Raw genomic sequence first — 22,143 nt, 5'->3', positions numbered from 1 at the left:
ATGGCATCGGCATTGCAAACCCGGCTTGAGAACTGGCGGCTGCGTCTTCAGACCAGTCGCTTCGGCCAATTCCTGAACTGGTGGGGCGCGGAACTGCGCGGCCTGCTTCCGCAAGCCCTGCAGGCGCGCCTGTCGCACGCCCAGGGCAAGGTCGTGCTGCGCCTGGACGACGGCACGCTCGACGTGGCCTGGTTCGAGGCCGGCAGCATCACGCCGCTGGAAAATTACTCGCTGGAGCAGGACGCCGGGCTGCAACAGCAGCAGATCGCCGACCTGCTGCAGGCGCGCGAGCTGGACGAGGCCCATCGTGACCTGCTGCTGGACGGCGGTGACGTGCTCACCAAGACCGTCACCATGCCGCTGGCCACCGAGGCCAACCTGCGCCAGGCGCTGGCGTTTGAAATGGACCGCAACACGCCGTTCAAGGCCGGCGATGTCTATTTCGATTACCGCATTCTTGAGCGTGACCGCGAAAAGGCGCAGCTGCGCGCCGAGCTGCTGCTGGCGCCGCGCGGCATCGTCGACGCCAGCCTGCGGGTGCTGGCCGCGCGCGGTGTGCCGCCCAGCGGTGTCGACGTCGAGCAGGACGGCCGCCCCGTGGGGGTCAACCTGCTGCCGCTGGAACAGCGCCATCGCGTGGTCAACCGCAAGGCGCGCATGAACCTGCTGCTGGCGCTGGGCGCCGTGGCGCTGCTGGTGGCCGTGATGCTGCAGTCATTGTGGCTGCGCCAGCACCAGGTCGAGCAGGTCACCGAGGCCATCGACGAGGTCCGTGTCGAGGCCCGGCGCGTGCAGAACATCCGCGCGCAGATCGAGGACGCCGCCGAGGCCGCCGGTTTCATGGCCAGCCGACGTGCCGAGAACCCGCCATCCGTGGCCGTGCTGGCGGAGGTCACGCGCATTGTGCCCGACGACACCTTCCTCGACCGTTTCCGGGCCTGGGAAGGAAACCTTCAACTGCAGGGCAAGTCCGACAATGCCCAGCAACTGATCGAAGTGGTGAACGGCTCGGCCATGTTTGGTGAAAGCGCATTCCGCGGGTCGACCCGCTACGACAACCGCAGCGGCAAGGAAATCTTCGACCTGCGCGCGACCCTCGAACTGGGGGCCGACGGCTGATGCAGCTCACCTCCGACCAACAGAACGGCAAGCTGACCGCGGTCCTGCTGCTGCTGATCACGTTGATCCTGGCCTACATGCTGGGTTTTCACTGGTTCGTGAAGCGCCACATGGCCTACGCCGAGGAACTCGACGGCCTGCGCAACCAGCTCGGCCGTTTCCAGGCCGTGGCCGGACAGCACGACACGCTGGTCGCGCAGCTGGCGGACATCCGCGCTTCGCGTGATGACGCCGAGCTGTTCCTGGCCGAAGGCGGGTTCAACGAGGCCGCGGCGGCGATGTCGCAGCGCCTGGGCCAGCTGGTCAGCGCCGAGGCCGAGGGTGGCTGCCACGTCGTCAGCCAGCAACCCATCCGCCCGCGTGTGCAGGAACGATTCCAGCGGGTCACGGTCAACGTCCGCATGCGATGCGACGGCGATGATCTCATCCGGGTGCTGTACCGGCTCGAATCCGAGGTGCCGATGGTGCTGATCGATGACCTCAACATCATCCGCCCGCGCACCCGCCGCCGCGTCGGTGGCCAGGTGACCGAGGTGGCGCAGCCCATGGATGTGCGCTTCAACATGTCCGGGTACCTGAAATCATGAGCTGGGCCGAGAACAATCCCGTCGGCCTGGCGCTGGCCGGCTTCTGCGGCCTGCTGGTCGCCATCGCCCTGGTGCTGGGCCTGGCCTGGAGCGGCCCGGGTTCCGTGGACATCGACCCCGACGCCGACGAACTGGCGACACCGGTCACCCCGGATACCACCGGCCTGGTGCTGGGCGACCGCGATGAATACCAGGTCATCAACGACCGCCCGCTGTTCAACGAGACGCGGCGGCCGGAAACCATCGAAGTGATCGAGGGCGAAGACGTCGAAGAGCCGGTGGAAGCCCTGGCCTCCGAAGTGGCCAACCGCCCCGACGTCCGCCTGACCGGCGTCGTCATCACGCCCGAGCAGTCCTACGTCTCGCTGACACCCACCAAGGGCGGCGAGTCGGTCGTCACCCAAATTGGTGCCCCGCTCGAAGACCAGGCCTACGTGGGCTGGAAAGTGGAGTCGGTGGGCGCGCGCAGCGTCGAGCTGGCCTCGGCCCGCGGCGAGACCTTCAGCCTGGACCTGTCGGTCTACGACACCGTGATCGAGGCGCCACCGGAACTGGAACAGCGCGCGATCCCGGGCATGGAGCTGCCGCCGGAAGAAGGCGAGCCCACCGAAGACGGTGAGCGCCTGTCGCGCGCCGAGGAGATCCGCCAGCGCATCGCAGAGCGCCGTGAGCAGCTGCGCCAGGAAGCCGAGCAGGAAGCCGAAACAGAAGCCGATCGCCGCGAAGCCCATCGCAACCAGTACCAGGACGCGATGCGGGCGATGATCAACAGGAATAACACTGATAGTGAACAGTCCGATGAAAATGAATAACACCCGACAACGCCGAGTGACCCTCCGCCAGAGCACGCACCGTGGGGGTGCGCTTTGAGCCGGTGCCTGGTCGCCCTGCTGGTCATGCTGGTCTCGCTGGCCAGCTGTACCACCACGCAGCGCCCGGTCAACAACCCGCACCCGCGCCTGACCAAGGACACTCCGGAAGGCATGCAGGCCGTCGAAGGCGTCTACGCCTCGGGTGCCGATACCGAAGGTGATCCCGGCGTGGTCGAAAACGAGTTTTACGTGGGCGAGAGCGACCGGATCAACGAAGAAGCCGCCCGCCGCCGCCCAACACCGATGGCCGCCGACGGCGAGATCGTCCTGAATTTCGAGGGCGAATCGATCCAGTCCGTGGTGCACACCATCCTGGGCGAGGTCCTGGGCGAGACCTTCGTCATCGGCCCCGGCGTCAGCGGCCAGGTGACCTTCGCCACCTCGAAGCCGGTCTCACGCGACCAGCTGATGCCCATCCTGGAACTGCTGCTGCGCTGGAACGGCGCCACCCTGGTCTGGCACGCCGACCGCTACCACGTGCTGCCGGTGGAGCAGGCCATCCCCGGCCACACCGTGCCGCGCCTGGGCGACGTCGAAAAGGTACGCGGCTACGAAGTCCAGGCCGTGCCGCTGGAATACATCTCCCCCACCGAGATGGCCAAGATCCTCGAGCCCTACGTGCGCCCCAACGCCATCGTCAACGTCGACGTCATGCGCGGCATGATCTTCCTGGCCGGCACGCGCGAAGAGCTGATGAACTACCTGCAGACCGTCGAAATCTTCGACGTCGACTGGCTCGCCGGCATGTCCGTCGGCATCTACCCGTTGATGACCGTCGACGTCGAATCCATCACCACCGAGCTGACCGCGATCTTCGGCATGGAAGAGGGCAGCCCGCTGGCCGGCCTGTTCCGTTTCGTGCCGCTGGAACGCCTGGGCTCGGTCATGGTGATCACCCCGCACGAAAAGTACCTTGAAAAAGCCGAGGAATGGATTACCCGCCTCGACCGCGGCGCCGCCGGCGGCGGCGTGCAACTGTACGTCTACCGCGTCAAGAACCTGGAAGCCCAGGTCCTGTCCGGTTACCTCAGCCAGTTGTTCGCCGGCCAGTCCCTGGACGGCGGCCGCGACAACCAGCAGACCAACCTGGCGCCGGGCCTGGAGCCCGTCACCATGGGCAGCGTCAGTGACTTCAACAACAATCGCAACCAGGCAAACAACGCCGGGTTTCAGGGTAATCGCCGTAATAACCGCGGTGGAGGCTCGACGACCATCGAGACTGAGGAAGGCGTGATTCGCATTACGGCTGTCGAAGAAACCAACTCGCTGCTGATCCAGGCCACGCAATCGCAGTACGCGAGCCTGCAGGCGGCCATCGAGCGTATCGACGAAGAGCCACTCCAGGTGCTGATCGAGTCGCAGGTGATGGATGTGGCGCTGAACGACACGCTCCAGTACGGCGTAAGCTGGTTCCTGTCGAATAATGCCGCCGACATTCCTGCCGATGCCGGCCGGGTGCTGGATACCGTCGAGATCATTGGCTCCGCGTCGGTGTTTAACTTTTCGGACATTATTTCGGGCGGCAAGACGTTTATTGAAGCCACCGTGGCCGCCTTGGACAGTGTGACCGACGTGCGCTCCCTGGCGGCACCCTCGTTGGTGGTGCGCAACAATTCAACGGCGACCATTACCGTGGGTGACCAGGTGCCCATCCAGTCGTCCAGCATCAATACCGGGGGAACGGGCAACGTGGTTTCCAGTGCCCAGTACGTATCAACGGGTGTAACCCTGAACGTGACGCCGCGAATTAATCCGGGTGGCCTGGTGTACATGGACATTTCCCAGGAAGTCAGCCGCCCCGGTGAGGTTGCTGACCCGGAAACGAACCCCAACCCGCCGATCAGCAACAAGTCGGTGACCAGCCAGGTGGCGGTGCAGTCCGGCCAGACCATTTTCCTGGGCGGACTGATCCAGGAGCAGGAAAGCGCGTCATCGGGTGGGCTGCCCTATCTGAGCCGCATTCCGGGCATTGGTGGCATATTCGGGCGCAAGTCCAACACCAAGCTGCGCTCCGAAACCATCGTTATGATCACACCGACCGTGTTGGAGAATTCGAACGACCTGCGTAACGTGACCGATGACCTGCGCGACGAATTCATTCGCGTGCGGCCAATTGAAATCCATACCATCCTGGATAACGAGGAATAATAATGAACAGGGCTCAGTCCGCAATCCGTGCTTTCGCCGCAGCGTTGACCGCGGCGCTGCTCCTTTCTGCCTGCGCCACCATGGGCGGCGGCACGCCTGAAGAGCAGGTGGCCGATCGTGCCCAGGCGCGCTGGGACCTGTTGCTCGAGCGTAACCTAGAAGACGCCTATGAGTACTTCACGCCGGGCTATCGGTCCAGCGTGTCGATCGACCAGTGGCGCCGCAAGTTGTCGGCCCAGCCGGTGACCTGGGATGGTGCGTCTGTTACCGGTGTCACCTGTGACCCGGAAGGCAGTTGCATGGCGCGCGTGCGCGTGGATTACTCCATCCGGGGTGGTTTGCCCGGTGTGCAGCAGTTCAAGTCGGTGACCGACGTCGAAGAAACGTGGATTAATTCAAACGGCGAGTGGTTCTATCTTCCGAAGTCTTGAAGTAAAATCCGTTGCCAACAAACTGCGATTGTCGTAGTATTGCCGTGCAATTGTGCGCGAGAGGTGCGAAGGTTCCGTCTGGAGTGGCCGTTCTCTTCGTGCCAAAGCGTTTAGTTTTTTGCTAGCCCTGTGTACACAATAGGAGTGTTGTAATGAACAGAAAGAATTTGACTTCAGCTGTGTTGGCTGGTCTGACGGGTGTGGCGGGTATCGCTGCTTCCGCTCAGGCAGTTAACCTGAACCCTGACGGTCTTGGTCAGGTCCTGATCTACCCCTTCTACACCAGCCTGGGTGACAACACCACGGCTCTGTCTGTGGTTAACACCACCGGCGAAGCCAAGGCTGTGAAGGTCCGCTTCCTGGAAGGCATGAACTCTTGGGAAGTGCTCGACTTTAACCTGTACATGTCTGAGTACGACGTGTGGACCGCTGCGATCACCACCATTGACGGTGCCCCGCACCTGGTGACCACCGATACCAGCTGTACCGTTCCGTACCTGTACGACGCTGACTTCGACGGTACCCCGGACGCACCGCAGCCGTTTATCGACGTGCTGTACGCTGGTGTTGACGGCAACCCGAACTTCAACGGCGACGGCGGCCCGGACGACATCGACCGTGCAGCCCAGGGTCACTTCGAAATGATCGAAATGGGTACCCTGGTTGGTCCTTCTGCTGTGGCAGCGACCCACGTCGACGGCGTTCCGGCCGACTGTGCTTCCCTGACCGAAGCATGGACCGACGAAGACGTCACCGACCCGCTGGTCGGCGGCTACTGGATCCTGGACGAGTCTGTTGACATCGAAGCGCCGTCTGGCGGCCTGTTCGGTGGCGCAGCAGTCATCAACGTCGAGAAGGGCTTCATGGTTTCTTACGACGCGCGCGCCATCAACGGCTTCGCTACCGTCGCTAACCCGGGTGGCATCTACCTGCACACCGAGCCGGGCAACGTTGACCCGAACCTGAACTCAGGTGACGTCACCGACGGCTTCGTGTTCCTGGAAGACGGTACGGTCCAGGCTTCTTCTGGCCTGACTCGTGGTCTGGACGCCGTGTCCTACGTGTTCATGCACGACCAGATCATGAACGAGTACGCTACCGAGCCGACCGGCACGGGCATCGACTCTGACACCGAGTGGGTTATCACCTTCCCGACCAAGCACCTGTACGTGAACCAGCCTGCTCCGGCAGACATTCCGTTCACCAACGTGTGGGTTGGCAACGGCGACGACTCCGGCGCATGTGAAGTTGTGCTGCTGGAAGGCGAGTACGACCGTGAAGAAGGTACGCCTGGCGACAACCCGAACCCGGGTGAAGGTCCGGTCGTGTCTCCGTCTATCCCGGACGCACTGCCTGGTCTGATTCCGTTCGAACTCTGCTTCGAAACCAACGTCATTCGCTTCGGCGACATCGACGAGGTTGCGGAAATGGGCGACGACGACGAGTACGTGTTCACCGCAGCCACCGAGATCTTCGGCACGCCGGCGAACCGCTACCACAACATCGACCTGGGTGACGACTTCCAGTTCGGTTGGGTGCAGATCGAACTCGACGACTACCCGCATGACCAGAACCAGAACGGCCTGATCGATCCGAACGAAGCCGATCTGTCCCGTGATGCGCTGGGCGGCCTGGAAGGCCTGCCGGTTACCGGGTTCTCCGCTAACCGCTACGGCAACTCCTCGCTGGGTGAGGGCGGCGACGTCCTGGCCAACTACGGCGGCATCTTCCAGCACAAGGGTACGCGCAAGGTGGCGTCCTCTTAATCTGGTAGCTGTAAGTGTCATAGTTAGACCAAGAGAGGGCCGGCATCGGCCCTCTCTTGCATCAAGAAAGAAATATTGTTAATGATTTGTTAGCAATAGATGTATCGACAGCGATGTTCCCGGGAAAGTAATAGAGGAACAGGCTGACTAAATTTTGGGCGGATATGGAGAGTGACAATGTTTAAGACAACAAGGCTGTTGTTGTGTATGGGCGTGCTGGGGGTTTCCGGCATCGCTTCCGCCACCGTCGAAATCGATGGCGTGATTGTTGATGACGTAACCATCAAGTCCGTCTGGACTTACACGCCAAACCAGGCCGTCAATATTCGGACCTGGGAGGGCGACATGACCCTGGTGCCGCAAGCCGGCACGGGTGTAACCAGCGTTACCGGTATGCGGGATGCGAAGGTCGACGGTGAGCTTGTTCCCGGCGTCCAGATCAAGACCGCTTTCTTCAATGGTGATGTGGGTTACTACAACATCGAAACCATCCAGGGCGGCTACACCTTTGGTCCCATGGATAATGGTGAGCCTGAGCCGCCTCCGGTGACCGACGACATTGCCCTGGACATCAGCGCGATGCCGAATACCGTTGTCGAAGGCAGCAACGTGACCATTTCATGGACATCAGCTAACGTGACTTCGTGCACGACCCGGCTGGGTAACGCGGAATGGCAGTCAATCGACCCGGTGATCAATGGTGACGGCAGCGCGGTGATCTACATCGCCAGCACTGCGGGCGTCCCCAACGATCCCAATCCCGTGACGTTCCGTATGCGCTGCGTCAATGAAGACACCGATGAGGAAATCATCAAGGGTACGCATGTCACGGTGACCCCGGCAGAGACGCCGGCGGTGTCCTGTGATGCCCCTTCGCTGTCCAAGGCGGACAGCTGGTCATGGAACGCGTTCTTCCACCTGGACTTCCCGAGCAGTAACCAGCGCGAGACGCTGGATATTGGCCGCACGACCTATTCGTCGATCTTCTGGGATACCGATAATGTGCAGCACAGCGGTGCGTTCACGACCACCCCGCCGGTACAGACGCCGTCTGGCCGTCGCCTGGTAGCGATCAGCCAGTGCCCGGGAGATTTTGACGTCGCGCCCGAGTGCAAGAAGTTGTTTTCCCAGGGTAGTTCTATCCAGTGGTCAACCGAGGGCGGACCGGGTTGCCAGCTGGAGTCAAACTCGCGTTACTACCTGAATGTGACCTTTACCGATGGCGAAAGCTCGACGGCATCTGAATGTACGACGCCGTATTGCCAGACGGAAATTCTGCACGTCGACTGATTCGTTTCGCTGAACTAAGCGATACCGAACAAGTCAGAGCAAGAGAACGACGGGCACCCGTACGCGGGTGCCCGTTTTTTTCAGTTTGAGAAAAGGTGTTTCCCTATGCGCGTTACCATATCCCTGCTCGTGGCCTTGCTGGCCCTCTCACAGACGGTCTCCATGGCCTGGGCCGAAGACGATGACGTTTTTGCCCGACGTGGCAATGGCGTGATTACCCACGAAGAATTTGATGCCCGGGTCGAGCAGATTCCGCCCGAGTACCGAAACAACGTCATTCGGGACAAGGGTCGCCTGCGGCAGATCATCCAGAAGATGCTGATGAACAGCCAGCTGGCTTTTGACGCGCGTGAAGACGGGTTCGAGGCGGACCCGGTAGTACAGCTACGCATGCAGCTCGCGGCCGAGGAAGAGTTGGCCAACGCCTGGGCCGAGCACGTGGTCCTACAGTCCGACCCCGCCGATTACAGCGTCATGGCCGAAGAGTATTACCAGGGCAATCGCTCCATGTTCATGACCCCGGAGACGGTCGATGTTACGCATTTGCTGGTCGGTACCGGTGACCGTACCGATGGAGAGGCCCGGGAGAAAGCCGATCTCCTGTATGCCGAGATCATCGCCCAGCCGGACCGTTTCCAGGCCCTGATTTTTGAGAACACCGATGACCCCAGCGTCAGCACCAACGAAGGCAGCTTCAAGAACGTCAAGCCGGGCGACATGGTCAAGCCGTTCGAAGATGCCGCCTTTGCGTTGGAAGTGGGCGCGTTTTCCGAGCCGGTTAAGAGCCGATTCGGGTATCACATCATCCGCCTGGACGCGCGTAACCCCGGCAAGCAACGCAGTTTCGAGGACGTACGTCCGCAGCTGGTTAACCGGATGCGCAAGGAGCACCGTGAGCGGGTCAAGAATGAGTACCTGTCCTCGCTGCAGCACCAGCCCCTGGAGCTGACCGAGGAGGACCTGGAAGCGATGGTGATTCGCCACTTCGGCCCGGATGCTGTCGAGGGTGCCGGGCAGGAAAAGGAAACCGGCGAGTAGAAGCGACTAGAATGGCCGCTGGTTGTGGCCAAAAGGATAGTGTCCGTTCATGGCGAACGCGTCTCGCGCATCGGTTGCCCCTGAATTCTTCCGCCAGTTGGTGGTGCGGCAGATCCGCCAGGATTACCTGGACAACCTGTCCGGGTTTGCCTGGCTGATCCTGCAGCCACTGTTGCTGCTGGCGGTCTACGCGTTCGTCTTCACGAAAATCTTCCAGGCGCGGATTCCGTCCGGTACCGGCGTGGATTACGTGCCCTGGCTGGCCGTGGCCTTCTGGCCGTGGATGGCGTTTTCCGAAGCCGTGCTCAAGGCTTCGGCCTCCATCGGTGCCTATAGCGGGCTGATTACCAAGGTGGCGTTCGACCGCGAACTGCTGCCGCTGGCCACGGTCACGTCGACCTTTGCCATGCACATGATCGGTTACGTGGCCATCCTGGTCGTGCTGCAACTGCTGGGTACGGACATTCACTGGCTGATGTTGCCCGTCGCCCTGGTGGTGTTGCTGGTGTTCTGGTTGCTGGCCTGCGCGCTGGCGCTGTTCTTCTCGTCCACGCAGGTCTACATCAAGGACATGGCGCAGGTGTTGCCGCCGCTGATCACCCTGTGGTTCTTCATGTCGCCCATTCTCTACAGCCCCACGCAGTTGCCGGGCGCGTTGGCCCACGTGCTGGCCTGGAACCCGGTGACCTGGGTGATGGGGCAGCTGCGCGGCGCGTTGCTGTTCGGCGAATGGCCTTCCGCGCTGGCGCTGTTGGCCGCGGCGGTGATTGTCATCGTGCTGGCCTGGGCCGGGCTGGGCTGGTTCCGCCGCCTGGCCGGTCATTTCGAGGACTTTCTCTGATGCGTCGCCTGGCCCGAATCCAGGGGGTGTCCAAGGTCTATCCGCGGCTGAGCCGGCCCAGGGAGCGCTTCGCGGCGTTTGCCTCGGTGCTGGCCGGGGGCAGTCCCCGCAATGGCGCCCACGTGCTGGAGGGCATCGACCTGGAGCTGTTCGCCGGGGAGTCGTTGGGTATTGTGGGTGAGAACGGCGCCGGCAAGTCGACACTGCTGAAAGTGCTGACCGGGGTCATCCGTCCCACCACCGGCACCGTGGAGATGGACGCCCGCGTAGCGGCACTGCTGGAACTGGGCGCGGGCTTCCAGCCCGAGTTCAGTGGCATGGACAACATCCGCATGAAGGCCTCGCTGCTGGGCCTGGGCCGGCGCGAACTGGCCGAGCGCATGGACGATATTCTCGCCTTCGCGGACATCGGTGAATACATCCACGAGCCGGTCAAGCACTACTCCTCCGGCATGGTGGTGCGGCTGGGTTTCGCGGTGGTGGCCGCGTCCCGCCCGGAACTGCTAATTACCGACGAGGTGCTGGCGGTGGGCGACGAGTCGTTCCAGAAAAAGTGCATTCGCTGGATCGATGGCTTCCTCAACGATGGCGGCACGCTGATCCTGGTCTCGCACAGCATGTACCTGGTACAGAAACTCTGTAAACACGCGCTGTGGTTACAGGATGGTCGCGTCCGCGCGCACGGTGACGCGCACACGGTGGTGCAGGATTACCTGGCCTGGCACGAGTCGCGCGAGGTCGAACGCAAGACCGAGGTCACCCGCCGTAAAGGCGAGCACGCGATCTACCGTGTCGATGCCATGACCCTGGGTGACGATGCCGACCAGGACGCCGCCGGCGTGCTCGACGAGCACGTCATCAATGTCCCGATGGGCAAGGACCTGGACGTCGAACTGGTGCTGCACGGTCCGGATGGGCGCGTGCCCGTGCCGATGTTCGGGATTGTCCGCAACGACGGCACCCCGGTCTACGGCGCCGCGGCCGACCTGGACCAGTACGCGCCGGAAACCCTGTCCGAAGGGGTCTACCGCTTTCGCCTGCGCCTGCCGGCGCTGGCCCTGATGCCGGGTCGCTACCAGTTTCGCGGCCACGCGCTGGACCCGGAAGGGCTGCGCGTGTGTGATACCGAGGAGCGCGAGATCCGCGTCACCGGCGCCTGCAACGACCTGGGCGTGGTTCGCCTGGCGCACGAGTGGGTGGGGCCGGACGAATGATCGCCTCAACGGGCCTGCCCACCGTCGTGCTGCCGGTGCACGACGCGATCGACTGCCTGCGCGGCTGCCTGGCTTCCATTGACGCCCACAGTCCGGAAGCGCGCGTGGTGGTGGTCGATGACGCTTCTGCCGACCCGGCAGTCAGGCCGTTACTGGTGGACTGGTGTGCCGCTTCACCGGGCCGTGAGCTGGTGCCCCTGGATCACAACCTGGGGTTCGTCGGCGCCGCCAACCTGGGGGCCGAACGGGCCGGTGGCGACGATATCGTGCTGCTGAATTCCGACACCCTGGTCACGCCGGGCTGGCTGCAGGCGCTGGCCCGTTGCCTGGCTTCGGACCCCGCCATCGGCTCGGCCACGCCGTGGTCCAACAATGGCGAGATCGTCTCGATACCGGTGTTCTGCCAGGCCAACCCGGTCCCTGCCGACCCCGCCCGGGTGGCCGCCGCGATCGCCGCCGCCGGCGAACCGGTCTACCCGAAACTGCCCACCGCGGTGGGGTTCTGCATGGCGATATCACGCCGGGCCATCGACCGCCTGGGCCTGTTCGACGCCGACACCTTTGGTCGCGGTTACGGCGAGGAGAATGATTTCAGCCTGCGCGTCACGGCCGCGGGTATGCGCAACGTGCTCTGTGATGATGCCTACGTCGCCCACGTGGGTGGCCAGTCCTTCGGCGCCGTCGGCCTGGCGCCCGGCGAGGACAGCATGCGCCGCCTGCTGGGCAAGCACCCCGGGTACCTGGACCTGGTCACGGCCTGGATCGCCGCCGACCCCCTGGCCGGGCGCCGCGCCGAGGTCGTCGCCGCGCTGGGTTAGAATCACCCCACCCAGGAAGACGAAGAACACCGTGTCCGAAGAACTTGAATTTACCGGCGAACGCTTCACCCCGGAGTGCGTTCGCGAGATCTGGTACGAGCACCTGCACCGCTACGCGCTGGCCGAACGGCTGGTCGCCGGCAAGCGCGTACTCGATGCCGCCTGCGGCGAAGGCTACGGCTCCGCGCTGCTGGCCCGGTCCGCGGCCTCGGTGACGGGTGTCGACGTGTCCGAAGACGCGGTGGCCCATGCGCGCGGCCGCTACGGTGATACCGCCAATCTCTCTTTCGAGGTGGCGGACTGCACCCGGCTGCCGTTCGCCGAACAGTCGTTCGATGTCATCGTCTCGTTTGAAACCCTGGAGCACCTGGAGGCCCATGACGACATGCTCGCCGGCTTCCGGCGCCTGCTCGCCCCGGGCGGTGTGCTGCTGCTGTCCTCGCCCGACAAGGCGGTGTACACGGACCAGCAGGGCAACGACAACCCCTGGCATGTGCGCGAGCTTTACCGCGACGAACTCGAGGCGCTATTGCGGCGGCATTTCCCGGCCTGGCGCCTGCTGGGCCAGCGGCTGCAGTTCCAGTCGGTGATCTGGGACATGGCCGCTTCGGGTCCCACGCTTTTCCAGCGCTGGGACGGCGAGCGCGTCGACACGCTGGACAGCGTCGGCCGCGAGCCGGTCTATTACCTGGCCGTGGCGGCCGCCGCGGATGCCGACCTGCCCGACCTGGGCGCGGGACTGTGGCTGTTTGATGACGCGGAGGAGTCGGTCTACGACCACTACATCGGCGAAATCCGTCGCAACATGGCGGCCGGCGGCATCATCGCCGACCGCGATGCCGAGATCGAACGGCTGCGCGCCGAGATCGAATCGCTGAGAAGTGCTCCGGCTCCGGAAACAGCTGCGTCTACAACCCCGGCCCCGCTGCCGTGGTACCGGCGCCTGTTCGGCGCGCCCCGACGGCAAGGTTGACGGGGCCGCGCGCCGTGAGCACGGTCGCCATCGTCGTCAATTTCAACGCCGGCGCCACGCTGGCCCGCTGCATCGAATCCCTGCTGGCTGAAGGCGTGACCCGCATCCGCGTGGTCGACAACGCCTCCACCGATGGCAGCGCCGACGCCGCGGCCGCGCTGGCCGCCCGCCATGACGCCGTCGAGCTGCTACGCAACGACACCAATGTCGGCTACGCCAGCGCCGTGAACGCGGCGGCCGCGGGCATTGGTAATGGCCACCTTCTGATTATCAATCCCGACTGCTACCTGTGCCCGGGGGCGCTGGCCCAGCTGGCCGCGGCTTTGGATGTCGATGAACACGCCGTGCTGGCCGCGCCCATGGTCCGTGACCAGGATGGCGAGCCCGAGAAAGCCGCGTTCAGGCCGCTGCCGGATGCCTGGCGCTCATTCACGCATTTCACCGGGCTGGCACGCCTGGCCGGAGACGACGGGGCGCTGGCCGGTATCCGGCTGGATCCCGCGGCCTGGCCAAGCGAGGTGGCCGTGGCCGAAGCGGTTTCCGGTGCCTGCATGCTGGTCGACGCGGCCGCGTTCGCCCGCCTGGGTGGCTTCGATACCGGCTACCCGTTCCACTGCGAGGACTACGACCTGATGTACCGCATCCACGCGGCCGGCGAACACTGCCTGTTCGTGCCGGCGGCCGGGGCGGTGCATGTGCAGGGGGTCTCCAGCGCGTCCAGGCCGCTGTGGGTGCACCGGCAGAAGCACCGCGGCATGCAGCGCTACTACCGCAAGTTCCAGGCCGCGGGGCACGCGCTGCCGGTGCGCTGGTTCGTACAGGCCGGCATCTGGGGCCACTGGGCGCTGACCTGGCCACGGGCATGGCTGCGCCGCTAGCGGGGCGCACCATCGCCGTGCTGGGCGCCAGCGGCCAGGTGGGCCGCTTCGCGCTGCCGATGTTGCTGGCGCGCGGCGCCCGCGTCATCGCCATCAGCCGCCAGGGTGCGCCGCAGGGCTACCCCGCATTCGAAGGCCTCGACTGGGTCCGTCCGGACCCGCCGGTCCAGGCCGATGGGCTGCTGTCCACGGGGCCACTGACGCTGGCGCAGGAATGGCTGGGGCGAAGCGGTACCACTGCCGGCGTGGCCGCGCTGTCGACCACCAGCCTGCACACGAAGGCGACGTCTGGCAGCACAGCCGAGCAACACCTGTTGTCACGCATTGCCGCCGCCGAAGCGGCATTGGCCGAGGCCGCCGCGCGCGAGCACTTCCCGCTCTGCCTGCTGCGCCCGACCCTGGTCTACGGCGCCGGCATGGACGGGAACCTGACCCGCCTGGCCGCGTTTATCCGCCGCTTCGGCTTCCTGCCGCTATCCAGCCAGGCCACCGGTCTGCGCCAGCCCGTGCATGCCGCGGACCTGGCGCTGGGACTGGTCAGCGGTTTGGCGGCGGACATGGCCTGGACCGGGCCGCTGGTGGGCGGCAGCACGCTGCCGTTCAACGAGATGGCCGGCCGCCTGTTCGACGCCCTGGGCCGGCCGCGGCGCCTGCTACGGCTGCCGCCCGGCCTGCTGGCCACGGTCGTGTCGATGGCCGGGCAGGGCGCCCATGCCGGCATGATCCACCGCCAGTCGCGGGACTTCGTTTTCGATGATCATGACACGCGCGAGCGGCTGGGCATCACGCCGCGGCCGTTCGAGCCCACGGCGGCCGATTTCAGGCCACCCGATACGGCCACGCTGCAAGCGCTGGCGGCGCTGCACGGGTAAGGCTCACGCGCTTATCGGTGGTAGAATGCGTCCTTGTCCATCGTCCGCTCACCCTCCAGTCAAAAAGGAATCGCTGCCCCATGTTTGACAGCCGCTCCACCATTGCCGGTTACGACCCGGAACTGGCCGCCGCCATCGCCGACGAAGCCCGTCGCCAGGAAGACCACATCGAGCTGATCGCCTCGGAAAACTATGCCAGCCCGCTGGTGCTCGAGGCCCAGGGCTCGGTGCTGACCAACAAGTACGCCGAGGGCTACCCCGGGCGTCGTTACTACGGCGGTTGCGAGTACGTCGACGTGGCGGAAAGCCTGGCGCAGGAGCGCGTCAAGCAGCTGTTTGGTGCGGACTATGCGAACGTGCAGCCGCATTCGGGCTCGCAGGCCAATGCGGCGGTGTACATGGCGCTGCTGCAGCCGGGTGACACCATCCTGGGCATGAGCCTGGAACATGGCGGCCACCTGACCCATGGCGCCAAGGTGAACTTCTCCGGGCGCATCTTCAATGCCGTGCAGTACGGCGTTGACGAAGAGACCGCGCTGATCGACTACGACGAAATCCAGCGCCTGGCCGACGAACACCAGCCGAAGATGCTGATCGGTGGTTTCTCCGCCTACTCGCGCGAGATCGACTGGGCGCGCATGCGCGAAATCGCCGATTCCGTCGGCGCCTGGTTCGTGGTCGACATGGCCCACGTAGCCGGCCTGGTGGCCGCCGGCATCTACCCGAACCCGGTGCCGCACGCGCACGTGGTGATGTCGACCACGCACAAGACGCTGCGTGGCCCCCGCGGTGGCATCATCCTGGCGCAGGAAAACGAGGACGTGACCAAGCGCCTGAACTCGCTGGTCTTCCCGGGCACCCAGGGTGGCCCGCTGATGCACGTGATCGCCGCCAAGGCGGTGGCCTTCAAAGAGGCCCTGGATCCGTCGTTCGCCGATTACCAGCGCCTGGTGGTGGACAACGCCCGCGCCATGGCCGATACGCTGGTGCAGCGCGGTTACAAGGTGGTTTCCGGCGGTACCGACAACCACCTGTTCCTGGTTGACCTGATCGGCCGCGACTACACCGGCAAGGACGCGGAGGAATCACTGGGCCGCGCCAACATCACCGTCAACAAGAACACCGTGCCGGGCGAGCCGCGTTCGCCGTTCGTCACCAGTGGCCTGCGCCTGGGTACCCCGGCGGTGACCACGCGTGGCTTCGGCGTCGAGGAATGCACCGAGCTGGCCGTGACCATCTGTGACCTGCTCGACAACGTCGGCGACGAGGCCGCCGAGGCGCGCTCGCGCGCCGTGGCCACGGCGCTGTGCGAGCGTCACCCGGTATACGGCAAGGCCTGAGCCCCGGTGTAATGCATGTGGTGCCCGCTCTGTAACCATGACGAAACCCGGGTGGTGGATTCCCGCCTGACCCGGGATGGTATGCAGATCCGGCGTCGCCGCGAGTGCATGAAGTGCAATAACCGCTTCAACACCTTCGAGGCGCCGGAGCTGAAGGCGCCCCGTATCATCAAGTCCGATGGCGGCCGCGAGGTCTTTTCCGAGGAAAAACTCCGCAAGGGCATGCTGCGGGCGCTGGAAAAGCGCCCCGTGGAAACACGCGAGGTTGAACGCGCCATCCGCCGGCTGCTGCGTGAAATCAGCGGCGCCGAGGAGGCCGAGATCCCGTCCACGCTGATCGGCGAGTGGGTCATGCGCGAGCTGCGCAGCCTGGACCAGGTGGCCTACGTGCGTTTTGCCTCCGTGTACCGCCGCTTCGAGGACCTGCAGGCCTTCCGCGAGCTGATCGAGACCCTGGAGCGCGAAGGCGCGTCGGCGCTGGATACGCGGCAGTTCTCGCTATTGGACGCGCCCACGCCAGGCAAACGGCGCGACGGGTGAGTTTTTCCGATTTCGACCGCGCCTGCATGGCGCGGGCCATCGAGCTGGCGGAACGGGGCATGAACACCACCGCGCCTAACCCGCGGGTGGGCTGCGTGCTGGCGCGCGACGGCGACATCATCGCCGAGGGCTGGCACGAGCAGGCCGGCGGGCCACACGCGGAAGTCATGGCGCTGGCCGCGCTGGAGGACCCGCAGGCCGCCCGTGGCGCCATCGCCTATGTCACGCTGGAGCCCTGTTCCCATCACGGCCGCACGCCGCCGTGCGCGGACGCGCTGGTGGCGGCCGGCGTGGCCGAAGTGGTGATCGCCGCCACCGACCCGAATCCGTCTGTCAACGGCGCCGGCGTGGAGCGGCTGCGCGCCGCCGGTATCGCCTGCCGCACCGGGCTACTGGGCGAGCAGGCCGAGGCGCTGAACCCCGGTTTTATCCTGCGCATGCGCGAGGGCCGGCCGTTCGTTCGGGTCAAGCTCGCGCAGAGCCTGGACGGACGCATTGCCCTGGGCAACGGCGCCAGCCAGTGGATTACCGGCCCGGAAGCCCGCGCCGACGTGCAGGCCTGGCGCGCGCGCGCCTCGGCCATCCTGACCGGCATCGGCACGGTGGCGATGGACGATCCGTCGCTGAACGTGCGCCTGGAGGGCCATGAAGGGCAGCCGCTGCGAGTGATTGTCGACAGCCGCTGGCGCACCCCGGCCGCGGCGCGGACGCTGGCGCTGCCGGGCGAGGTGCTGGTGGCCGGTTGCGCGGACGAACCGGTTCCGGATCTTTTGGCCGTGTCGCCGGCCACGCTGTTGCCGCTGCCGGCCGCGCCGGGTACAGCCGCGGGCACGGCGCCGGTACGCGTGGACCTGCACGCGTTGATGGCGGCCCTGGCGGCGCGCGAATGCAACGAGGTACACGTGGAAGCAGGCGGCCAGCTGTGCGGTGCGCTGCTGGCGGCCGGGCTGGTGGACGAGTTGATGGTCTATATCGCGCCCTGCCTGCTGGGGTCGGATGGCCTGCCATCGTTCGTGCTGGCTCCGCTGGAGGACATGGCCGCGCGGCCCGGCTTCGATTGGATTGACCGGCAGATGTTTGGCGATGACTTGAGAATCCGGCTGCGGCCGCAATATCGGGACAGCTGAGGAACGCGGAGCACGCATGTTTACCGGAATCATTACCCACCAGGGCCGCCTGGCCAGCAGTGACGCCGTTGGCGGCGATCGCCGCATGGTGTTCGAGGTGCCCGTGGACGCGCTGGATGGCGCCCGCGACGGCGACAGCATGTGCGTGTCCGGCGCCTGCCTGACCATGCTGCAGCCCGGTGACGGCCGCTTCAGCGCCGACGTGTCCGCCGAGACCCTGGCGCTGACCACGCTGGGCTCACTGGCGCCCGGCGCCACCGTCAACCTTGAGCCGGCCCTGCGCGCCGGCGACCCGCTGGGTGGTCACCTGGTCAGCGGCCACGTCGACGGCCTGGCACACCTGGCCGACCGCGCGCCGGACGGCCGCGCCGAGCGTTTCGGTTTCCAGGCCCCGGCCGCTTTGGCGAAGTACATCGCCACCAAGGGCTCGATCTGCGTCGACGGCGTCAGCCTGACCGTCAACGCGGTCGCCGGTGAACGCTTCGAAGTCTGTATCATTCCCCATACGCTGGCGGTCACCACGCTGGGGCAACTGGCACCGGGCGACACGGTCAACCTGGAGGTCGACATGGTGGCCCGCTATCTTGAACGCATGCTCGAGGCGAGAGACCCGGGAGCGAACCCATGAGTTTCAATACCATTCCGGAGATCGTCGACGACATCCGCGACGGCCGCATGGTGATCCTGGTCGACGACGAGGATCGCGAGAACGAAGGCGACCTGATCATGGCCGCGGAGAAGGTCCGCCCCGAAGACATCAACTTCATGGCCACCCATGGCCGCGGCCTGATCTGCCTGCCGCTCACGGTCGAGCGCTGCCGGCAGCTGGGTCTGCCGCTGATGGTGACCCGCAACGAGGCCCGTTTCTCGACCAATTTCACGGTCTCCATCGAGGCCGCCGAGGGCATCACCACGGGTATTTCGGCGCATGATCGCGCGCACACCGTGCGCACCGCCGTGGCCCCGGATGCCGGCCCTGCTGACCTGTCACAGCCCGGCCACGTGTTTCCGTTGATGTGCAGCCCCGGTGGCGTGCTCACCCGCGCGGGCCATACCGAAGCCAGCGTCGACCTGGCCACGCTGGCGGGCCTGGACCCGTCCGCGGTGCTGGTCGAGGTGCTGAACGCCGACGGCAGCATGGCGCGCCGGCCGGAGCTTGAGGCCTTCGCCGCCGAGCACGGCCTGAAGATCGGCACCATCGCCGACCTGATTCGCTACCGCCTGGAGAACGAACGCACCGTCGAGTGCCTGTCCAAACGCGAAGTGCAGACCGATTTCGGCCCCTTTGTCATGCATACCTATCGCGACACCATCGAAAACCGCGTCCACCTGGCCATGCTGCGGGGTGACCCGGCCGAGCAGGATGACATGCTGGTGCGCGTGCACATGAAGAACCCGCTGAACGACATCCTGGGTGTTCACCGGGATGATTTTGGCCTGCCAGTGCGTACCGCGTTGCGGGAGATCGACCGCCGTGGCGCCGGCCTGCTGCTGGTGCTGGGCGGCAATGACGACGACGACGCGCTGCTGCGCCGCATCGAGGCCGAACCGGAGCCGGATATCCTGCCCACCGGCGACAACCGCCAGTCACGCGAGCTGCGCACCTACGGTATCGGCGCACAGATCATCGCTGACCTGGGCATTCGCCGCATGCGCGTGTTGAGCGCACCCACCCGCATGTCCGGCCTGTCCGGCTTCGGGCTGGAAGTGGTGGCCTACGACGACCCCGCGGAGGACGACTGATGGCAATCCGTGAACTCGCACCGCGGCGCCCCGGGCGCGGCATCCGCATCGGCATCGCCGCCGCGGAGTTCAACCGGTTCATCACCGACCAGCTGCTCGAGGGCGCGCTGGATGCGCTCCGGCGTGCCGGTGTCGATGACGACGCCATCACCCTGGCCTGGGTACCCGGCGCCTACGAACTGCCGCTGGCTGCCGACCGGCTGCTGGCCGCCGGCTGTGATGGCGTGGTTACTCTGGGCGCGGTCATCCGCGGCGGCACGCCGCATTTCGACTACGTGGCCGGCGAATGCGCCAGCGGCTGCATGCGCGTCGGCCTGGACCATGGCAAGCCGGTGGTCTTCGGCGTGCTGACCACCGACACCATCGAACAGGCGCTGGAGCGCGCGGCCGTGGACGAGGGGAACAAGGGCTACGATGTCACTAACGGCCTGCTGCAGATGATCGCGCTGGTCGATGAACTCACGCCAGGAGAGGGCGGTAATGAATAAGCGCAAAACGGCAGACCGCAATGCCTGGGAGCCCCGCAGCCGTGCCCGTCGACGGGCCCTGCAGGCGCTGTACCAGTGGCGCATGACCGACCAGGCCATCAACGACATCCTGGTGCAGTTCCGCGAGACCCAGGACTTCAAGGGTGTCGACGACGACTACTTCGAACAGCTGGTACGCGGCGTCGAGCGCTCGTCGCCCGAGCTGGCCACGCAGCTGGACGAGTTCATGGACCGTGAACTGGCCCGCTGCGACCTGATGGAGCAACTGGTGCTGCTGATCAGCGCCTGGCAGCTGCGCAACGAACCGGAGACCCCGGGCGCGGTCGTGCTGGATGAAGCCGCCGACCTCGCCAACCGTTTCGGCTCCGCGCAGACGCACAGTTACGTGACAGCGGTCCTGGACCGCGCCGCCCGGGCCTGGGGCGCGCTGCCTGCCGCGCCGGCCGGTGAATGAGTTTGGCCTGATTGACCGCCTGCGGGCCGCCATGCCCGCGCCCGGCCCCGGCCTGGCCCTGGGCATCGGTGACGACGCTGCCGTTTTCGATCTGCCGACAGGCCAGCAGCTGGTGGCCTGCACCGATACCCTCAATACCGGTATCCACTTTCCCGACGACACCGACCCCGCCGCCATCGGCCACAAGTCGCTGGCGGTGAATCTCAGCGACCTGGCCGCGATGGGTGCGGACCCTGCCTGGGCGCTGCTGAACCTGTCTCTGCCCGATACCTGCCCGGACTGGCTGGATGCCTTCGCCGCCGGCTTCGCCGCGCTGGCGGGGCCGTCAGGCATCACGCTGGCCGGTGGCGACACCACCCGGGGGGCGCTGTCGGTCACGGTCACCGCGCTGGGCTTCGTCCCGGCCGGCCAGGCCCTGACCCGTGACGGCGCCCGGCCCGGCGACCGCGTGGTGGTCTCGGGCACGCTCGGCGACGCCGCGCTGGCCCTGTCGCGACTGGGTTCCGACGCGCCACCGGCAGCGGCGCAGCGCGACCGCCTGGATCGCCCGACACCCCGGCTCGAACTGGGCCGTCGCTTGCGTGGCCTGGCCACGGCCTGCATCGATATCTCCGATGGCCTGGCGGCAGACCTGGGGCATATCCTGGCGGCCTCCGCCGTCGGCGCGCACCTGGACGCCACGCGGTTACCCGCGTCCACGGCCCTGGCCAGTCTGCCGTTCGCACAGCGGCTGTCGCTGCAGGCGACCGGCGGCGACGACTACGAGCTGTGCTTTACGCTGCCAGCTGCACACGCCGCCGAACTGGACGCGCTGGCGGCGGACGCCGGCGTTGCCCTCACCGATATCGGTGAGATCACGCCGGGCGACGCGCTCGAGTGGAGCGGCCCCGGCGGACAGCCGGTGCGGCTGGACACGGCGGCCGGCTACGATCATTTCGGGGGCGGCGGGACATGACGACCGTCGACCGCAAGGCCCTGTATGCGGCGTTCCGAAGCTGGGACGGCTTCCTGGCCATGGGTTTCGGCTCCGGGCTGTCGCCGCGCGCGCCGGGCACCGCGGGCACGTTGGTGGCGGTGCCCCTGGCCTGGCTGCTGCAGCCGCTGGGCACGATGGGCCTGCTGGCCGTGGTAGCCGTCACGTTCGCCTTCGGCACCTGGATCTGTGATCGCGTCGGCCGCCGGCTTGGCGTGCCGGACCACGGTGCGTTGGTCTGGGATGAGTTCGTCGGCTATTGGTTTGCGATTGCCTTCGCGCCACCGGGCTGGCCCTGGCTGCTGGCCGGGTTCGTGCTGTTCCGGATCTTCGACATCCTCAAGCCCTGGCCCATCCGCCTGGCCGATCGCCATGTGCACGGGGGCTTCGGGGTCATGCTTGATGACCTCATCGCGGGTGGCTTCGCGGCGCTCGTGCTGTGGGGGGTGGTCGCCCTGGTGGGGTGAAACCCGTCGTTGCGTGAGGGGGCGTTGCCCTGGGTGGGTGAGGTGTGGGGGTTTTGGGGTGGTGTGTTGGCCTTCGGCTGCCCTCGGCCCGGTGGGCTTGGTGGGGTCGGGCCGACGGGGCATCCTGCCCCGGCGCCCCTCGGCGCGCCATCCCTGGCGCGCCG

23 protein-coding genes are annotated in these 22,143 nt (G+C 65.9%); all 23 read left to right on the top strand.

The genetic code is table 11. The features are described 5' to 3' along the window. Entirely contained in the window at positions 1 to 1,119 is a 1,119-nt protein-coding gene (locus tag F3N42_RS10365) for a PilN domain-containing protein (RefSeq protein ID WP_150864407.1), read from the top strand. Continuing rightward, positions 1,119 to 1,706: a type II secretion system protein GspM gene (gspM, locus tag F3N42_RS10360; RefSeq protein WP_150864406.1), complete on the top strand. Its 588-nt coding sequence runs from the start codon at positions 1,119 to 1,121 to the stop codon at positions 1,704 to 1,706. Before F3N42_RS10365 ends, gspM begins: the two co-directional genes overlap by 1 nt. Continuing rightward, positions 1,703 to 2,518: a hypothetical protein gene (locus F3N42_RS10355; RefSeq protein ID WP_150864405.1), complete on the top strand. Its 816-nt coding sequence runs from the start codon at positions 1,703 to 1,705 to the stop codon at positions 2,516 to 2,518. Before gspM ends, F3N42_RS10355 begins: the two co-directional genes overlap by 4 nt. 54 nt (positions 2,519 to 2,572) lie before the next feature. After that, the gene (gene gspD / locus F3N42_RS10350; protein ID WP_150864404.1) at positions 2,573 to 4,726 is read left to right on the top strand and encodes a type II secretion system secretin GspD; all 2,154 of its coding nucleotides are present in this window, start codon (positions 2,573 to 2,575) and stop codon (positions 4,724 to 4,726) included. 2 nt (positions 4,727 to 4,728) lie between these two features. Then, on the top strand, positions 4,729 to 5,157 hold the full coding sequence (locus F3N42_RS10345; protein WP_150864403.1) for a hypothetical protein: 429 nt from the start codon (positions 4,729 to 4,731) through the stop codon (positions 5,155 to 5,157). Between the two features lie 314 nt (positions 5,158 to 5,471). Further along, a complete protein-coding gene (locus tag F3N42_RS10340) occupies positions 5,472 to 6,923 on the top strand; it encodes a hypothetical protein (RefSeq protein ID WP_191621356.1) in 1,452 nt (483 codons plus the stop codon). Positions 6,924 to 7,100: 177 nt separating this feature from the next. Beyond that, on the top strand, positions 7,101 to 8,213 hold the full coding sequence (locus tag F3N42_RS10335) for a hypothetical protein (protein ID WP_150864401.1): 1,113 nt from the start codon (positions 7,101 to 7,103) through the stop codon (positions 8,211 to 8,213). A 105-nt stretch (positions 8,214 to 8,318) separates the two neighbouring features. Further along, a complete protein-coding gene (locus F3N42_RS10330) occupies positions 8,319 to 9,251 on the top strand; it encodes a peptidylprolyl isomerase (protein ID WP_150864400.1) in 933 nt (310 codons plus the stop codon). Between the two features lie 49 nt (positions 9,252 to 9,300). Continuing rightward, complete coding sequence (locus F3N42_RS10325; RefSeq protein ID WP_150864399.1) at positions 9,301 to 10,092, top strand: ABC transporter permease; 792 nt, start codon at positions 9,301 to 9,303, stop codon at positions 10,090 to 10,092. Then, entirely contained in the window at positions 10,092 to 11,306 is a 1,215-nt protein-coding gene (locus F3N42_RS10320) for an ABC transporter ATP-binding protein (protein WP_150864398.1), read from the top strand. Before F3N42_RS10325 ends, F3N42_RS10320 begins: the two co-directional genes overlap by 1 nt. Further along, complete coding sequence (locus tag F3N42_RS10315) at positions 11,303 to 12,124, top strand: glycosyltransferase family 2 protein (RefSeq protein WP_150864397.1); 822 nt, start codon at positions 11,303 to 11,305, stop codon at positions 12,122 to 12,124. Before F3N42_RS10320 ends, F3N42_RS10315 begins: the two co-directional genes overlap by 4 nt. 31 nt (positions 12,125 to 12,155) lie before the next feature. Further along, positions 12,156 to 13,097, top strand: a complete 942-nt coding sequence (locus F3N42_RS10310; RefSeq protein WP_191621355.1) for a class I SAM-dependent methyltransferase — start codon at positions 12,156 to 12,158, stop codon at positions 13,095 to 13,097. Between the two features lie 14 nt (positions 13,098 to 13,111). Continuing rightward, positions 13,112 to 13,975, top strand: coding sequence for a glycosyltransferase family 2 protein (locus tag F3N42_RS10305; protein WP_191621354.1), 864 nt, complete (start codon positions 13,112 to 13,114; stop codon positions 13,973 to 13,975). Then, positions 13,960 to 14,847, top strand: a complete 888-nt coding sequence (locus F3N42_RS10300; RefSeq protein WP_150864394.1) for a Rossmann-fold NAD(P)-binding domain-containing protein — start codon at positions 13,960 to 13,962, stop codon at positions 14,845 to 14,847. Before F3N42_RS10305 ends, F3N42_RS10300 begins: the two co-directional genes overlap by 16 nt. An 80-nt stretch (positions 14,848 to 14,927) precedes the next feature. Further along, the gene (gene glyA, locus F3N42_RS10295; protein WP_150864393.1) at positions 14,928 to 16,187 is read left to right on the top strand and encodes a serine hydroxymethyltransferase; all 1,260 of its coding nucleotides are present in this window, start codon (positions 14,928 to 14,930) and stop codon (positions 16,185 to 16,187) included. A gap of 15 nt (positions 16,188 to 16,202) precedes the next feature. After that, a complete protein-coding gene (gene nrdR, locus F3N42_RS10290; RefSeq protein WP_150864392.1) occupies positions 16,203 to 16,727 on the top strand; it encodes a transcriptional regulator NrdR in 525 nt (174 codons plus the stop codon). Beyond that, positions 16,724 to 17,854, top strand: a complete 1,131-nt coding sequence (gene ribD, locus F3N42_RS10285; protein WP_318190953.1) for a bifunctional diaminohydroxyphosphoribosylaminopyrimidine deaminase/5-amino-6-(5-phosphoribosylamino)uracil reductase RibD — start codon at positions 16,724 to 16,726, stop codon at positions 17,852 to 17,854. Before nrdR ends, ribD begins: the two co-directional genes overlap by 4 nt. Positions 17,855 to 17,870: 16 nt before the next feature. Beyond that, a complete protein-coding gene (locus tag F3N42_RS10280; RefSeq protein WP_150864391.1) occupies positions 17,871 to 18,482 on the top strand; it encodes a riboflavin synthase in 612 nt (203 codons plus the stop codon). Continuing rightward, a complete protein-coding gene (gene ribBA / locus F3N42_RS10275) occupies positions 18,479 to 19,597 on the top strand; it encodes a bifunctional 3,4-dihydroxy-2-butanone-4-phosphate synthase/GTP cyclohydrolase II (RefSeq protein WP_150864390.1) in 1,119 nt (372 codons plus the stop codon). Before F3N42_RS10280 ends, ribBA begins: the two co-directional genes overlap by 4 nt. Next, positions 19,597 to 20,085 (top strand): 6,7-dimethyl-8-ribityllumazine synthase, encoded by a 489-nt coding sequence (gene ribH, locus F3N42_RS10270; protein ID WP_150864389.1) that lies wholly within the window; start codon positions 19,597 to 19,599, stop codon positions 20,083 to 20,085. The genes ribBA and ribH overlap by 1 nt, the downstream gene beginning before the upstream one ends. Further along, positions 20,078 to 20,539 carry a transcription antitermination factor NusB gene (gene nusB / locus F3N42_RS10265; RefSeq protein WP_191621353.1) on the top strand — a complete coding sequence of 154 codons (462 nt, stop codon included), beginning with the start codon at positions 20,078 to 20,080 and terminating at the stop codon, positions 20,537 to 20,539. The genes ribH and nusB overlap by 8 nt, the downstream gene beginning before the upstream one ends. After that, entirely contained in the window at positions 20,532 to 21,494 is a 963-nt protein-coding gene (thiL, locus tag F3N42_RS10260) for a thiamine-phosphate kinase (protein WP_150864387.1), read from the top strand. The genes nusB and thiL overlap by 8 nt, the downstream gene beginning before the upstream one ends. Then, entirely contained in the window at positions 21,491 to 21,979 is a 489-nt protein-coding gene (locus tag F3N42_RS10255) for a phosphatidylglycerophosphatase A family protein (RefSeq protein ID WP_150864386.1), read from the top strand. The genes thiL and F3N42_RS10255 overlap by 4 nt, the downstream gene beginning before the upstream one ends. Positions 21,980 to 22,143 lie beyond the last annotated feature (164 nt).

It is taken from the genome of Marinihelvus fidelis, from assembly GCF_008725655.1.
Taxonomy (GTDB): Bacteria; Pseudomonadota; Gammaproteobacteria; order Xanthomonadales; family SZUA-36; genus Marinihelvus; species Marinihelvus fidelis.
The sequence above is the reverse complement of the archived record's forward strand: the minus strand, read 5'-3'. Positions and strand labels throughout refer to the sequence as shown.